Source organism: Tateyamaria sp. 7Alg 36, from assembly GCF_059882455.1.
The window spans coordinates 877,277-890,625 of the sequence record NZ_CM187613.1 but is presented as its reverse complement, the minus strand read 5'-3'; the positions used below and the strand labels follow the sequence as shown (position 1 = coordinate 890,625).

Annotated in this window: 15 protein-coding genes; 6 read left to right on the top strand and 9 right to left on the bottom strand. The window is 60.2% G+C overall.

What is annotated here, in order from left to right; all coding sequences use genetic code 11:
• Nucleotides 1-1,227 carry an FAD-binding domain-containing protein gene (locus AC6GQJ_RS04320; protein WP_500772121.1) on the bottom strand — a complete coding sequence of 409 codons (1,227 nt, stop codon included), beginning with the start codon at nt 1,225-1,227 and terminating at the stop codon, nt 1-3.
• A gap of 158 nt (nt 1,228-1,385) precedes the next feature.
• Here AC6GQJ_RS04320 and AC6GQJ_RS04315 point away from each other — a divergent pair, with 158 nt between their 5' ends.
• The 6 genes from AC6GQJ_RS04315 to AC6GQJ_RS04290 all read left to right on the top strand — a co-directional run bounded on the left by AC6GQJ_RS04315 (nt 1,386) and on the right by AC6GQJ_RS04290 (nt 5,198).
• The gene (locus tag AC6GQJ_RS04315) at nt 1,386-2,024 is read left to right on the top strand and encodes an ATP-dependent Clp protease proteolytic subunit (protein WP_500772119.1); all 639 of its coding nucleotides are present in this window, start codon (nt 1,386-1,388) and stop codon (nt 2,022-2,024) included.
• 183 nt (nt 2,025-2,207) lie between these two features.
• Complete coding sequence (gene clpX, locus AC6GQJ_RS04310) at nt 2,208-3,473, top strand: ATP-dependent Clp protease ATP-binding subunit ClpX (RefSeq protein WP_500772117.1); 1,266 nt, start codon at nt 2,208-2,210, stop codon at nt 3,471-3,473.
• 71 nt (nt 3,474-3,544) lie between these two features.
• Nucleotides 3,545-3,904, top strand: a complete 360-nt coding sequence (locus AC6GQJ_RS04305) for a RidA family protein (RefSeq protein WP_500772115.1) — start codon at nt 3,545-3,547, stop codon at nt 3,902-3,904.
• Between the two features lie 80 nt (nt 3,905-3,984).
• On the top strand, nt 3,985-4,368 hold the full coding sequence (locus tag AC6GQJ_RS04300; protein WP_500772113.1) for an NADH:ubiquinone oxidoreductase subunit NDUFA12: 384 nt from the start codon (nt 3,985-3,987) through the stop codon (nt 4,366-4,368).
• 12 nt (nt 4,369-4,380) lie between these two features.
• On the top strand, nt 4,381-4,833 hold the full coding sequence (gene mlaD, locus AC6GQJ_RS04295; protein ID WP_500772111.1) for an outer membrane lipid asymmetry maintenance protein MlaD: 453 nt from the start codon (nt 4,381-4,383) through the stop codon (nt 4,831-4,833).
• On the top strand, nt 4,830-5,198 hold the full coding sequence (locus AC6GQJ_RS04290; protein WP_500772109.1) for a DUF2155 domain-containing protein: 369 nt from the start codon (nt 4,830-4,832) through the stop codon (nt 5,196-5,198). Before mlaD ends, AC6GQJ_RS04290 begins: the two co-directional genes overlap by 4 nt.
• On the opposite strand, the gene aat is transcribed toward AC6GQJ_RS04290, so the two are convergent.
• The 8 genes from aat to AC6GQJ_RS04250 all read right to left on the bottom strand — a co-directional run bounded on the left by aat (nt 5,162) and on the right by AC6GQJ_RS04250 (nt 13,309).
• On the bottom strand, nt 5,162-5,794 hold the full coding sequence (aat, locus tag AC6GQJ_RS04285) for a leucyl/phenylalanyl-tRNA--protein transferase (protein WP_500773807.1): 633 nt from the start codon (nt 5,792-5,794) through the stop codon (nt 5,162-5,164). The two genes, AC6GQJ_RS04290 and aat, sit on opposite strands and share 37 nt — an antisense overlap.
• A gap of 193 nt (nt 5,795-5,987) precedes the next feature.
• Nucleotides 5,988-7,337 carry an acetyl-CoA carboxylase biotin carboxylase subunit gene (gene accC / locus AC6GQJ_RS04280; protein WP_500772107.1) on the bottom strand — a complete coding sequence of 450 codons (1,350 nt, stop codon included), beginning with the start codon at nt 7,335-7,337 and terminating at the stop codon, nt 5,988-5,990.
• Between the two features lie 10 nt (nt 7,338-7,347).
• Nucleotides 7,348-7,848, bottom strand: coding sequence for an acetyl-CoA carboxylase biotin carboxyl carrier protein (gene accB, locus AC6GQJ_RS04275; protein WP_500772105.1), 501 nt, complete (start codon nt 7,846-7,848; stop codon nt 7,348-7,350).
• Nucleotides 7,849-8,042: 194 nt separating this feature from the next.
• Nucleotides 8,043-8,798, bottom strand: a complete 756-nt coding sequence (locus AC6GQJ_RS04270) for an ABC transporter ATP-binding protein (protein WP_500772103.1) — start codon at nt 8,796-8,798, stop codon at nt 8,043-8,045.
• Between the two features lie 66 nt (nt 8,799-8,864).
• Complete coding sequence (locus AC6GQJ_RS04265; protein WP_500772101.1) at nt 8,865-9,629, bottom strand: ABC transporter ATP-binding protein; 765 nt, start codon at nt 9,627-9,629, stop codon at nt 8,865-8,867.
• 12 nt (nt 9,630-9,641) lie between these two features.
• Complete coding sequence (locus AC6GQJ_RS04260; RefSeq protein ID WP_500772099.1) at nt 9,642-10,841, bottom strand: branched-chain amino acid ABC transporter permease; 1,200 nt, start codon at nt 10,839-10,841, stop codon at nt 9,642-9,644.
• 2 nt (nt 10,842-10,843) lie between these two features.
• Nucleotides 10,844-11,875, bottom strand: a complete 1,032-nt coding sequence (locus AC6GQJ_RS04255; RefSeq protein ID WP_500772097.1) for a branched-chain amino acid ABC transporter permease — start codon at nt 11,873-11,875, stop codon at nt 10,844-10,846.
• A 96-nt stretch (nt 11,876-11,971) separates the two neighbouring features.
• Complete coding sequence (locus AC6GQJ_RS04250; protein WP_500772095.1) at nt 11,972-13,309, bottom strand: substrate-binding protein; 1,338 nt, start codon at nt 13,307-13,309, stop codon at nt 11,972-11,974.
• Between the last annotated feature and the right edge of the window lie 40 nt (nt 13,310-13,349).

The window sequence follows — 13,349 nt, the reverse complement described above, 5'->3', positions numbered from 1 at the left end:
CTACTTTGGAACTTCCAGCCCGCGTATGTGCCCCAGAAGTGTCGGGATTTTATCCTTGAACCGGAAAAATCCATGCGTCGCATGGGGCCATGCGCGGGTATCGTAATCGCGCCTAATCTGTTTCACTTTAACTGATCCGGACAACGCGTTCACTTCGTTTAATAATTCCCGTATCGGACCTGTCGGCGCATAGGCTGTCACGATCTGGTCCAGCCCTTCGCGGTTGGCCCAGTTCGCCAGATCCTGCGCGGTGGCGGGAACATCCTCGACCATACCAAGATGACCGGCATAGCGCTTGACCGTGTCATGCGCCGCGCTGCGGGCAAAGGCCGTGACATGCGGGGCCACCGTAAGAGGTGACAAGGCCGCACGGGTTGTGATCACGGCGGTTGCGATGGGCGCAATGCCCGCATCCAGAATGAAATCGGGGCTGAGGTCGTCGTCATGCAGGATCAGACCTGTGCGTGCTGTCGGAGCGACACTGTCGCTGTCCGGCACGGCGCTGCGCACGGGTGCGGGCGGGGCGTCCAGCGGCACGGCCATGTCGGCCAGACCTTCGGGCGCGAACCGCCCTTCGGTGAAATCGCGGATGTTCGAGGGGCGCGCGAGGTAGGTCTTGCCCTGCGTCTGGATGCCCGCCACCCACCGCCAACTAAGCGTATTGCTTGCCGGATCGCCGTCCAGCAGATGCCGCAAAAAGAAATCCGCCCCAAGGGCCCATGGCAGGTTCAGCGTGAATATCCAGATCGAGGCGAACCACATACGTGCATGATTGTGCAGATAACCGGTCTCGACCAGTTCATTTGCCCAAGCGTCAAAGCAGTCGATGCCGGTGCTGCCGGTGCAGGCGGCCTCCCACCGTTGGCGCAGGCCGGATTGCGTTTGCACATTGTCGAGCGCGTGGCCAAGGGCGCGGCGGTACTGCGTCCAGATACCGGGGCGCATTTCAAGCCAGCCCTTCCAATAGGTCCGCCAGAACACTTCCTGAATGAACTTTTCCGCCGCTGCGGGGGCGTGGTGATCCAGCACTGCTTGCAGCACTTCGTCCTCGGTCAGCAGCCGTGCCCGCAAATAGGGCGACAGGCCGGACACGGCATCGTGAGCGTCCCTGCCCAGATCGTAATTGCGCCGCGTCGCATAATCACGCCCTGCGCGGGGCGCAAAGCGGTCCAGACGCGCCAAAGCGGCGGCTCGGGTCGGTGGAAAACGGGTCAAACTGTCTGACATGAACCTCAAGTAGAGGGCGCGAATGACACTTCAAGCGACCTCGTGCCCTTGCAGCCCGTGGGAGCCGATACTAAGACTCAGGTAACTAGTTTGCGGGTATGGTCTCGCAAATCTCTTTTGCGGGCAAAATCCGCAAATCTTTGACGAGGCAGGAACACATGCGCGACCCTATCGACCAATATGCGAACTTCACCAACAACCTCGTTCCAATGGTTGTTGAACAGACCAGTCGGGGCGAACGTGCCTATGATATTTTCTCGCGGCTGCTGAAAGAGCGGATCATTTTCATCAACGGCCCGATCCACAGCGGAATGAGCCATCTGATCGTCGCCCAGTTGCTGCACCTTGAGGCGGAAAACCCGTCCAAGGAAATCAGCATGTATGTCAACTCGCCCGGTGGTGAGGTGACGGCCGGTTTGGCGATCTACGACACGATGCAATACATCAAACCCAAAGTGTCCACGCTGATCTGCGGCATGGCGGCGTCGATGGGGTCGGTTATCGCCATCGGTGGCGAGCCTGGCATGCGTTTCGCGCTGCCCAATGCCGAAGTGATGGTGCACCAGCCCTCTGGCGGCGCGCGCGGCATGGCGACCGACATTCTGATCTCGGCCCGTCACATCGAACGCACACGCGAACGTCTGTACCAGATGTATGTCAAACATTCGGGTCAGGATTACGAGACGGTGCAAAAGGCGCTGGATCGCGATTCGTGGATGTCCCCCGAAGAAGCAAAAGAATGGGGCCATATCGACGAAATCGTCGAGAACCGCCCCAAAGACGACGACAGCAAGTAAGCAGTTCGCATGCCTGCGGATGATCCGTGGGCATGCGGTCAATTGATGCAGGGAACAGGCCCGCATCAAGGCAAAAAGACGATTGTGGACCCCGCTTCGCTGACCTAAGCTGATGGACGAGCGGGGGACGCGCGACTGGATCGCGGACCACAAGACTGCGGCATCTGCCGGGAAGGACGCAAAATGGCGACAAATACAGGCAGCGACAGCAAGAATACGCTCTATTGCAGCTTTTGCGGCAAGAGCCAGCACGAGGTGCGCAAGCTGATCGCGGGACCGACCGTGTTCATCTGTGACGAATGCGTCGAGCTGTGCATGGACATCATTCGCGAAGAGACAAAAGCCAGCGGGCTGAAGTCGACCGAAGGCGTACCGACGCCGCGCGACATCTGTGGTGTTCTGGATGATTATGTGATCGGTCAGGCGACCGCGAAACGCGTGTTGTCCGTGGCCGTACACAACCACTACAAACGCCTGAACCACGCCCAGAAGGGTGGGGATATCGAACTGGCGAAATCCAACATCCTGCTGATCGGCCCGACCGGTTGCGGCAAGACGCTGCTGGCCCAGACGCTTGCGCGGATTCTGGATGTGCCGTTCACCATGGCCGATGCGACCACCCTGACCGAGGCGGGCTATGTCGGTGAAGACGTTGAAAACATCATTCTGAAGCTGCTGCAAAGTTCGGAATACAATGTCGAGCGCGCACAGCGCGGCATCGTCTATATCGACGAGGTCGACAAGATTACCCGCAAGTCCGAAAACCCGTCTATCACCCGCGACGTATCGGGCGAGGGCGTGCAGCAGGCCCTGCTGAAGCTGATGGAAGGGACCGTCGCGTCCGTGCCCCCACAAGGCGGGCGCAAGCATCCGCAGCAGGAATTCCTGCAAGTGGACACGACCAACATTCTGTTCATCTGTGGCGGTGCCTTTGCGGGCCTCGACAAGATCATCGCGCAGCGCGGCAAAGGGTCCGCCATGGGCTTTGGTGCCGATGTGCGTGACAACGATTCCCGCGGCGTGGGCGAGATTTTTACCGATCTGGAACCCGAAGACCTGTTGAAGTTCGGTCTGATCCCCGAATTTGTCGGCCGTCTGCCGGTTCTCGCCACACTGGAAGATCTGGACGAGGACGCGCTGGTCACCATCCTGACCCAGCCCAAGAACGCGCTGGTTAAACAGTACCAACGCCTGTTCGAGCTTGAGGACACGGTGCTGACCTTTACCGATGACGCGCTGTCGGCCATCGCCAAGCGGGCCATCGAACGTAAAACCGGTGCACGGGGTCTCCGCTCGATCCTCGAAGACATCCTGCTGGACACCATGTTCGAATTGCCAGGGCTGGATTCGGTGACCGAAGTCGTCGTGAACGAAGAGGCAGTGACCTCGGACGCGGCACCTTTGATGATCCACGCAGATGCCGAGAAAGAACCGGCAACCGCAGGCTAAGTACTGAACAAGACAAAGTAATATCGAAGGCGGGCATTATGTCCGCCTTTTTGCCGAAAGGGCCAGATCCGATGATCAAACGCATTTCTTCGGGCGGAGAGTTCGAAGCCAAGATCGGTTATTGCCGCGCTGTTGTAGCAGGCGGTTGGGTGCATGTGGCGGGCACCGTGGGGCAGGGGGACACGGTTGTTGTCCAGTGCCGCAATGCCCTTGGCACCATCCACAACGCGTTGAAAGAGGCCGGTGCCGACTGGTCCGACGTTGTGCGCGTGACCTATATGCTGCCCGATCCGGCGGAATTCGAACCGTGCTGGCCGGTGCTTGCGGAAACTTTCGGGGACAACCCGCCCGCGGCGACGATGATCTCTTGCGCGCTGATTGACCCGAAATACCGGATCGAGATCGAAGTGACCGCGCTGTTGCCCGCCTGAAACGGGGCCAGCGCGCCCATGTCCACTGGACGACGGCGCGCTGATGCGGCATAGAAAGATCAAACCCTTGGAGGCAAATCATGGGCATTCTGAATACGCTGCTGCGCGCCGTGACATGGTGGAACGGCCAGACCCTTAACACGCAACTGTTCACATGGCGCAAAGGCGTCAAGGTGGGCGAGGATGCACAGGGTAACACGTTCTACAAAACGCAGGACGATGCGCGCCGCTGGGTGATCTTCAACGGCGAGCCTGAGGCAAGCCGCGTTGATCCCGAATGGCACGGATGGCTGCACCGCACATGGAACGAGCCGCCCACCGACCGGCCGCTTGTGCACAAGTCGTGGGAAAAGCCGCACCAGCCGAACCTGACAGGCACGGCCATGGCCTATGCGCCCGCCGGTTCGATCCGGCGCAGGAAACCAGCGGATCGGGCCGATTACGAAGCCTGGTCGCCCGAATAAGGCCCACCGTTCATGGCGGAAAACACTTCTGAAGTACTGGTTGGCGGCGTTGTGCTTGCCGCGGCCATCGGCTTTGCCATATATGGCGCGCAGGTTGCGGGCTTGGGCAATGGCGGGGGCGCGAACTATCCCCTGACGGCCAGTTTCCGCAGCCTCGAAGGGGTCAATGTGGGCACCGATGTGCGCCTTGCGGGTGTCAAGATTGGCACCGTGACGGACGTGTCCCTGAACCCCGACACCTACCGCGCCGACACGGTGGTCAGCCTGCGTGCCGCGACACAGGTGCCGGATGACAGTTCCATCATCATCAGTTCCGAAGGGCTGCTGGGCGGCAACTTCGTCGAGATCGTCCCGGGTGGTTCGCCATTCTATTTCGAGGCGGGCGATGAGATTACCGACACTCAAGGCGCGGTCAGCCTGATCTCACTGCTGCTTAAATTCGTATCGGGCGGATCGTCGGAATGATTGCGCGCCTGCTGGCTGTGGCGGCCTGTGCCCTGTCCCTTGGCGGGGCGGCGTTTGCGCAGGAAAAGACCGAGAACGCACCCGGTGCCGTGTTGCGCGGTCTGGACAAGTTCAGCGGCAAGGTCGTGGACATCACCCTGCCTGCGGGCAGCACTGTCCGGTTCGAGCGTTTGAACATCACCCTGACCGAATGCCGCCATCCCGCCGGGAACCCCTCGGGCAACGCCTACGCGGGCTTGCAGATCACCGAAACGGGCCGCGAAGGCGTCTTGTTTTCCGGTTGGATGATTGCGTCGGCCCCCGCGCTGAGCGCGATGGAACACCCGCGCTATGACGTGTGGGTCATCCGTTGCACCACATCCTGAAGCGTTGGCGCTGCCGCGCTTAGAAACTGCCCCTCATGCGCGAGGGCGTTGGCCAGTTGTTTGTGATATTGACTGCGGGTGATCTCCACGGCGCCCAGACTGGCCAGATGGGTGGTCAGGAATTGCGTATCGAACAGTACAAAACCCGTGCGCGCCAGATGATCGACGCAGGCCGCCAATGCCATTTTTGACGCATTTGTGCGGCGCGAGAACATGCTTTCGCCAAAGAACGCGCCGCGCAGGGTCACGCCGTACACCCCGCCGACCAGATCCGCGCCGTCCCACACCTCGACCGAATGGGCGTGGCGGTTGCGATGCAAGTCCATGTAAAGGCCGTAGATTTCCGCGTTGATCCACGTGTCGGCCCGATCGGCGCAGCCCTCGACCACGCCTGCGAAGTCGGTGTTGATCCGCACCTCCCACGGGGATTTGCGCATCGCTTTGGCAAGCGAACGGGACATGTGGAACCCGCCCAAGGGCAGAACACCGCGCAACCGTGGATCGACCCAGAAGATATCGGGATCATCACGGGATTCCGCCATCGGAAAGATCCCCGACGCATAACCTTGCAGCAAAAGTTCGGGAGTCAGGGTCAGTGTCTGTATCGCTTTGCTAGGGCCGCATCCGGCATGCGGGTCGCGGCAATACTAGACGGCGCAGAATGCAGAGGAAAGCCGCGCCTTGAGTGGAAAAGACGCCGAACCGCAGTTCGGCGTCGATATGGGTGCTGTGCAGCACGGGTCACGGGGCAGGGTCTGGCGCAAGGCGCCCGCCCATTGCCAACCCGCGTCAGCCCTGCATATGGGTTTCCAGCCAGTGTTCCAGCCAGTGGATGTTGTAGTCACCGGTATGGATGTCTTGCTCGGCCAGCAGTTCGTGGAACAGCGGCACGGTTGTGTCCACACCGTCGATGATCAACTCACCCAAGGCGCGGTTCAGACGGGCCAGCGCCTCGGCACGGTCGCGCCCGCGCACGATCAGCTTGCCAATCAGGCTGTCGTAATAGGGCGGGATCGAATAGCCGTCATAGAGCGCGGAATCCATCCGCACGCCCAGCCCGCCCGGGGCGTGGTACTGCGTGATCCGCCCGGGCGAGGGCGAGAAGTTCGGCAGTTTCTCGGCGTTCAGGCGCACTTCGATCGCGTGACCGGTGATTTCCAGATTTTCCTGTGTGAACGACATATCAAGGCCCGCTGCCACGCGGATTTGTTCGCGCACCAGATCGACGTCGAAAATCGCCTCGGTCACAGGGTGTTCCACCTGAAGGCGCGTGTTCATCTCGATGAAAAAGAACTCGCCCTTTTCGTACAGGAACTCGATGGTGCCCGCGCCAATATAGTTGATTTTGGCGACCGCATCGGCACAGACCTTGCCGATTTTCGCCCGTTCCTCGGCAGAGATGCAGGGGCCGGGGGCTTCCTCGAACACTTTTTGGTGGCGGCGTTGCAGCGAACAGTCACGTTCGCCCAGATGTACCGCGCGGCCTTTACCATCGCCGAACACCTGAATTTCGATGTGGCGCGGCGTGGTCAGGTACTTTTCGATATAGACTTCGTCGTTGCCGAACGCGGCCTTGCCTTCGGCACGAGCGGTCATGAACGCGCTTTCCATGTCCGCTTCGGTCTGGGCGACTTTCATGCCGCGCCCACCACCACCGGCCGTGGCCTTGATGATGACGGGATAGCCCATCTCGGCCCCCAGTGCCTTGGCCTCGGCCAAGGTGGCGACACCGCCGTCGGATCCAGGAACGCAAGGCACGCCAAGCGCCTTCATCGTGTCCTTGGCCGTGATCTTGTCACCCATGACGCGGATATGTTCGGCTGTGGGGCCGATAAAGGTCAGGTCGTGATCTTCGACGATCTGCACGAACTGCGCGTTCTCGGACAAAAAGCCGTAGCCGGGGTGGATCGCCTCGGCACCGGTGATTTCACAGGCCGAGATCAGCGCCGGAAAAGACAGGTAGGACTGCGCGCTGGAGGGCGGGCCGATACAGACAGATTCGTCGGCCATACGCACATGCATGGCGTCGGCATCGGCGGTGGAGTGCACCGCAACAGTTGCGATGCCCATTTCGCGTGCCGCACGGATGACGCGCAGGGCGATCTCTCCGCGGTTGGCAATCAGGATTTTTTTGAACATGAGGTCGCCCTTATTCGAGGATGACCAGAGGCGCGCCAAATTCGACCGCCGCCCCGTCATCGACAAGGATTCGTTTGACGGTGCCTGCACGTGGGGCAGGGATGTGGTTCATGGTTTTCATCGCCTCGACGATCAGCAATGTGTCGCCTTCTTCGACCGACTGGCCGACCTTGATAAAGGACGGCGCACCCGGTTCGGCCTGCATATAGACCGTGCCGACCATGGGCGATGGCACTACGCCCGGATCGTCGGACGGATCAGAGGCCGCAGCAGGCGCCGCTGCCGGTGCGGCAGCCGCCGCAGCAGGGGCAGCCAAGGCGGGCGCGGCGGCGGGGGCGGCGACCATTTGCGCCGACACATGTTGCCCCATATGGCGCGAGACACGCACATTCAGGCTGTCATCTTCGCCATATTCACGCTTGACCTGCAGTTCTGTCAGGTCGTTTTCACGCAGCAATTCGGCCAGTGCCTGAATAAAGGCAACGTCCGCGTCATGATTGTTTTTGCTCATTATTATCCTCAACCGATTGGCATAGACGGCAGGAAAACCCGTCAGATATCCACCCGCTTATAACGGGCATGGCTGATATAGGAAAGCATCCATGCTGACGTGGCGGAAAACCACGCGCAAACGGGGGGTAAAGGCGCAAGGCGGGACAGCGGCCCCGCCTTACCTATCGGTTGTCTGGCCCGAGGCCCACGCCGTCAGATGGCGAGGTATTCGGCCCGCAATTCGGCGTTGGCCAGCACTTCGGCGGCGGTCCCGTCATAGACGATGCCGCCCGTGTCCAAAATCACGGCGCGGTCGGCCAGTTGCAGGGCGCGGACGGCGTTCTGTTCCACTAGGATGGTGGTGATCCCCTGTTCCTTGATGATGCGCAGGGTCTTTTCGATCTCGTCCACGATCACGGGGGCAAGCCCCTCATAAGGTTCGTCGAGCAGCAGCACCTTGATGTCGCGGGCAAGGGCGCGGGCGATGGCCAGCATCTGCTGTTCGCCGCCCGACAGGGTCACACCCTCTTGGGCGCGGCGTTCGCCAAGGCGCGGGAACAGGTCGTAAAGGCGTTCGATCGACCAGCCGATGGGCGGCGCGATCTGGGCCAGTTTCAGGTTTTCCTCGACCGTCAGGCCGGGGATGATGCGGCGGTCTTCGGGGACAAGGCCCAGACCGGCTTGCGAGGCCTCATGGCTGCTCATCTTGTGCAGCGGGTTGTGGTCCAGCCAGATTTCGCCGTGCGTGACCAGTGGATCACCGATGCGCGCGATCGACCGCAGGGTCGAAGTCTTGCCCGCGCCGTTACGTCCCAGAAGGGCAAGAATTTCGCCTTCGTGCACGTTAAAGCTGATGCCCTGCACGATATAGCTTTCGCCATAATAGGCGTGCATGTCCCACACGCTTAGAAAGGCGGGGGCGGTCTGGGCGTGGTTGATGCCTTTGGAAAAGTCGGGTTTCACGTTCATGTTTGTATCCTCGCTTGGATGCGGGGTAGGGCGCGTGGATGCGGCGCCCTACTGTGATGTGACGGATCAGGCGGCGTCCTGCGTTTCGCCCAGATAGGCTTCGCGCACTTTGGGATGGCCCTTGATCTTTTCCGGCGTGTCCTCGACCAGCGGCGTGCCTTGGGCCAAAACCGTAATCCGTTCGGCCAGCGAAAACACCACATGCATGTCGTGTTCGATGATCGCGATGGTGATGTCCCGTTCGTCCTTGATCTGCTTGAGCAGGTCGATGGTGTTGTTGGTGTCGGCCCGCGCCATGCCGGCGGTCGGTTCGTCCAGCAGCAACAGTCGGGGTTCCTGTGACAGGCACATGCCGATCTCAAGCCGGCGCTTGTCGCCGCGCGACATGGAGGCCGCGTGCATGTGCTGCTTGTCGGCCATGTTCATGTCTTCCAGCATGTGCTGGGCGCGGTCCATCATCTCTGCATCCTTGTGCAAATTGGCCAGCGCGTTGGGGGTGAACGCCCCGTCACGCTTGGCAAAGCACGGGATCAGCATGTTTTCCAGCACGCTCAGGTCGCCAAAAATTTCCGGTGTCTGGAACACGCGGGAAATGCCCATCTGGCAAATCTCGTAAGGCTTGCGCCCCAGCACCGATTTACCGTCAAACATCACCGACCCTGTGTCGGGGATCAGCTTGCCCACAAGGCAGTTAAGCAAGGTGGACTTGCCCGCGCCGTTCGGCCCGATGATCGCGTGGCAGGAATTTTCCGCCACGCTGAGGTTCACGTCGCCAAGCGCCTGAAGACCGCCAAACCGTTTGCCCACGTTTCTGATTTCGAGAATACCCATATGTCAGGTTCCTTATTCTGCGGGTGTGGTTTTGCCGTCGGCCGTATCGGTGCCGGGCTTTTTGCGTTTGAACAGGCCCGCGATGCGCTGGCCGCCTTCGACGAGGCCACCAGGCAAGAAGGTCACGACCAGCATAAAGATGATGCCAAGTGTCAGGTGCCAGCCCTTGCCGATGAACGGATAGACCATGGTGACCAGCACGTCCTCAAGCCCGTCGGGCAGGAAGGCGAACCATTCATGCAGGATGGTCGAGTTGATCTTGGACATGATGTTTTCCATGTACTTGATCATGCCAGCGCCCAGAACGGGGCCGATCAGTGTGCCCGCACCGCCAAGAATGGTCATCAGAACAACCTCGCCGCTGGCCGTCCAGAACATGCGTTCCGCGCCCACCTGCGTGTCCATCGCGACCATCAGGCCGCCCGCAAGACCCGCATACATGCCCGAGATGACAAAGGCCGCGAGTGTATAGGGCCGTGCGTTGAGGCCCGTGTAGTTCAGGCGCTGCTGGTTGGATTTGATCGCACGCAGCATCATGCCGAAGGGCGAGTTGAAGATGCGGATGGCGACGTAAAAGCTTGCCAGCATCGCAAAGGCCGCCACGTAGTAGCCCGCGTTGAAGGTGAACACCCACGATCCCAGCGACCATTCCATGCTTGCGCCCATATCGAGGCCGAACAGGTTGGCTTTGGGCGATGCGCCTTCGGCCAGTGCGCCGTCAAGGATGCGCGGGTCTTGCAGTTTGGGCTGCAGGCCGGTTTCGCCGCCCGTGATCGGGGTCAGCACCGAATAGGCCAGCGCATAGGACATCTGGGCAAAGGCCAGCGTCAGGATCGAAAAGTAGATGCCCGAGCGGCGCAGCGAAATCCACCCCACCAGCAAAGAGAACAATCCCGCCACGATGACCGCCACGATAATGGCGGGGATCACGTTCATGGTCAGCAGCTTCATCATCCACATCGCCGCATAGGAACCGACACCCAGAAAGGCCGCGTGCCCAAAGCTGAGATAGCCCGTGAGGCCGAACAGGATGTTAAACCCGATGGCGAAGATGCCGAAGATCACGAAACGCTGCATCAGGTCGGGATAGCCCGCGTTGAACTGCGCCATGCCGGACCCTTCGGGGAAGGGGTTGAGGATGAAGGGGGCCAGCATCGTCAGTGCGGCAACGAGCAGCAAAAGCTGTAGGTGTTTTTTATCGAGACCAAGCATGATTATTCCTCCATCACGCCTCTGCGGCCCATCAAGCCACGGGGGCGGGTGAGCAGGATGATGATTGCGACCAGATAGATGATGATCTGGTTGATTCCGGGGAGTATCTCGAGAACCTCACGCATGGAGGCAAAGCTTTCGAGGATACCCAGCAAGAAGCCCGCCAGCACCGCACCGGGCAAGCTGCCCATGCCGCCGACGACCACCACCACAAAGGACAGCACAAGGAAATCCATGCCCATGTGGTAGTTGGGTGAGTTGATGGGCGTGTACATGACACCTGCCAGTCCCGCGACTGCCGCCGCCAGTCCGAACATCAGCGTGAACCGCTTGTCGATGTTGATGCCCAGCAGTTGCACCGTCTCGCGGTCTGCCATGCCTGCGCGTACCACCATGCCGAACGTGGTGAACTGAAGGAAGGCAAAGACCCCGCCGATAATCACGGCTGCAAAGGCGAAATAGACCAGACGCCAATAGGGGTAGATGATGACATTCGGATCCATACCGAAGGCAGCGCCGAAATCGAACGAGCCGCGGAACGCTTCGGGCGCGGGCGTCGGGATCGGGTTGGCACCGTAGTAATATTTGATGATCTCTTGCAGCACGATCGCAAGGCCAAAGGTCACAAGGATCTGGTCCGCATGGGGGCGCTTGTAGAAATGCTTGATCAACCCGCGTTCCATGATCACGCCGATGCCGATCATCACGGGGATTGCAAACAGGATCGACAGCGGCACGGCCCAGTCAATGATGGTGTTGCCTGCGCTTTCTCCGAACCAGCCGTAAACGTAAGGCACCTGCACTTCGAGCGGTTGGCCGAGGAAGTTCTTTTGCGTTTCGTCAACGACCGTATAGCTCATCGACAAAAGGCGGCTGAATGTGACCGCGCAGAACGCGCCGATCATGAACAATGCGCCATGGGCAAAGTTCACGACACCGAGTGTGCCAAAGATCAACGTCAGCCCCAATGCGATCAGCGCATAGGCGGAGCCCTTGTCGAGTCCATTGAGAATTTGGAGGATTATCGCGTCCATCTGTGCCAGACCTTTGGTTTGAATGGGAAAAGTGGCCACCCCAGCGGGCCACGAGGGGTGGGCGACAGCGCGCCCACCCGTGGTTTTTGCCTGCGCTTATGCGCCCGGGTTACACGCGCCCAGCTCACCGCCGAAGATCGACGCGTCATAGGTGACTTGGCTGGTTGGTGTGACTTCCACGATCTCAAGAAGGTCGAATTCGGACGTGGGGTTCTCTTTCCCTTTCACGACCAGAACGTCCTTGAAGCACTGGTGGTCTTCGCCACGGTACAGCGTCTTGCCGTTGCCCATGCCGTCGAACTCGAAGTCTTCGAGCGCTTCTGCAACCGCACATGGGTTGAACGAACCCGCACGTTCCACGGCATCTGCATAAAGCAGGGCCTGAACATAGCATGTGTGCGCCGCCTGGCTGGGTGGGAAGCCGTATTTGGTGCCGAAGGACTGAACGAACTGCTTGGAACCTTCGTCTTGCAGAGACCAGTGCCAGTTGGTGGAACCGAAGATGCCTTTAACGTTTGCACCAGCACCTTTCGCCATCAGGCGGGAGTACAGCGGAACAACGATTTCGAAGTTCTTGCCGTTGACCTGCTTTTCACGCAGACCGAACTGAACCGCGTTGGTCAGCGAGTTCACCATGTTTCCGCCGTAGTGGTTCAGAACCAGAACGTCGGCGCCGGACTGAAGGACAGGCGCGATATACGAGCTGAAGTCGGTCTGTGTCAGCGGCGTTTTCACGGCGGCGACAGTTTCCCAACCCATGGCTTCGGTCGATGTGCGCACGGCTTCTTCTGTGGTGTAGCCCCAGTTGTAGTCGGCGGTCAGGTGATAGGCCTTGCGGTCCGTGCCATAGTTGGAGGCAAGGATCGGCGCGAGGGCGGCACCGGACATGTACGAGTTAAAGAAGTGGCGGAAGCCGTTGGCTTTCTTGTCTTTACCCGTTGTGTCGTTGGAGTGTGTCAGACCGGCCATGAAGATGATGCCCGCCTCTTGGCAGAGCGCCTGAACAGCCACGGCCACACCGGAGGACGAACCGCCGGTGATCATCACGGCGCCGTCTTTTTCGATCATCGAACGGGCCGAAGCGCGCGCGGCGTCGGATTTCGTCTGCGTGTCGCCTGTGACGTATTCGACTTTCTTGCCCATGATGCCGTTGCCTTGCAGGGCTTTGGACGAGAACGTGTTCATCAGGCCGCCGTCGCCACCACCGTTCAGGTGCTCGACCGCAAGTTCGTAGGCGCGCAGTTCATCCGCGCCCTCGTCGGCATAGGGGCCGGACTGTGGAACGTTGAAACCCAGTGTGACGCTGCTGCCTGTGGGCGCGTTGGTAAAGCCGGAGTGGCCATCCGCGCGCAGGTATGTCGGCAGAGCAAGGCCCGCACCGGCGACCGCACCAGTCTGGATCAGACCACGGCGTGTCAGGTTCATCTTGGACATGAAAATCCTCCCATTTGTTGATTTGCGCACTTCCCTCTCC

Excerpts from the sequence above, each read along its gene's own strand:
- AC6GQJ_RS04315 (WP_500772119.1), top strand. The coding sequence starts at position 1,386 with ATGCGCGACCCTATCGACCAATATGCGAACTTCACCAACAACCTCGTT.
- AC6GQJ_RS04265 (WP_500772101.1), bottom strand. The coding sequence starts at position 9,629 with ATGGGTATTCTCGAAATCAGAAACGTGGGCAAACGGTTTGGCGGTCTT.
- accC (WP_500772107.1), bottom strand. The coding sequence starts at position 7,337 with ATGTTCAAAAAAATCCTGATTGCCAACCGCGGAGAGATCGCCCTGCGC.
- mlaD (WP_500772111.1), top strand. The coding sequence starts at position 4,381 with ATGGCGGAAAACACTTCTGAAGTACTGGTTGGCGGCGTTGTGCTTGCC.
- AC6GQJ_RS04270 (WP_500772103.1), bottom strand. The coding sequence starts at position 8,798 with ATGAACGTGAAACCCGACTTTTCCAAAGGCATCAACCACGCCCAGACC.
- AC6GQJ_RS04255 (WP_500772097.1), bottom strand. The coding sequence starts at position 11,875 with ATGGACGCGATAATCCTCCAAATTCTCAATGGACTCGACAAGGGCTCC.
- accB (WP_500772105.1), bottom strand. The coding sequence starts at position 7,848 with ATGAGCAAAAACAATCATGACGCGGACGTTGCCTTTATTCAGGCACTG.
- AC6GQJ_RS04260 (WP_500772099.1), bottom strand. The coding sequence starts at position 10,841 with ATGCTTGGTCTCGATAAAAAACACCTACAGCTTTTGCTGCTCGTTGCC.
- AC6GQJ_RS04290 (WP_500772109.1), top strand. The coding sequence starts at position 4,830 with ATGATTGCGCGCCTGCTGGCTGTGGCGGCCTGTGCCCTGTCCCTTGGC.
- AC6GQJ_RS04250 (WP_500772095.1), bottom strand. The coding sequence starts at position 13,309 with ATGTCCAAGATGAACCTGACACGCCGTGGTCTGATCCAGACTGGTGCG.
- clpX (WP_500772117.1), top strand. The coding sequence starts at position 2,208 with ATGGCGACAAATACAGGCAGCGACAGCAAGAATACGCTCTATTGCAGC.
- AC6GQJ_RS04320 (WP_500772121.1), bottom strand. The coding sequence starts at position 1,227 with ATGTCAGACAGTTTGACCCGTTTTCCACCGACCCGAGCCGCCGCTTTG.
- AC6GQJ_RS04300 (WP_500772113.1), top strand. The coding sequence starts at position 3,985 with ATGGGCATTCTGAATACGCTGCTGCGCGCCGTGACATGGTGGAACGGC.
- AC6GQJ_RS04305 (WP_500772115.1), top strand. The coding sequence starts at position 3,545 with ATGATCAAACGCATTTCTTCGGGCGGAGAGTTCGAAGCCAAGATCGGT.